The organism is Marseilla massiliensis (assembly GCF_016899955.1).
Classification (GTDB): domain Bacteria; phylum Bacteroidota; class Bacteroidia; order Bacteroidales; family Bacteroidaceae; genus Prevotella; species Prevotella intestinigallinarum.
This window is the reverse complement of record NZ_JACJJL010000108.1, coordinates 1-407: the sequence shown is the minus strand read 5'-3', so window position 1 is coordinate 407 and position 407 is coordinate 1. Positions and strand designations below refer to the sequence as shown.

At 51.6% G+C, this 407-nt stretch carries 1 protein-coding gene; it reads left to right on the top strand.

The genetic code is table 11. The features are described from left to right. On the top strand, positions 1–407 hold a 407-nt coding region (locus H6B30_RS16130), incomplete at both ends, for a TraX family protein (RefSeq protein ID WP_239484181.1).

The window sequence follows — 407 nt, the reverse complement described above, 5'->3', positions numbered from 1 at the left end:
TCAGCGAAGTGCCGTGGTATCTGTTGAACGGTGCGGACGGCACGCACAACGTGATGTTCACGCTGGCCTTGGGAGTGTCGGCATTGGCCGTTTTCGAGAGGCTTCGGGAACATCGCATTCTATGCTGTCTTTCCATACTGCTGACAGCATGGTTGGCGGCATGGTTGGAAACGGACTACGAATGGAGGGGTGTACTGCTAATTGTGGTGTTCTATCTGTTAGGATTTGGCAAGGGTAAATTCGTCACTTTGCACAGGATGATGCAACTGCTGTTTGCTTTTCCGCTGATGATGCACTACGGCATAATCGGTGCGCTGCTTGCCTGTGCGCTCATCTTCCTGTATAACGGCACAAGGGGTTTCATCCACGGGAATGTGGCCAAGTACTGTTTCTATGCCTTTTATCCG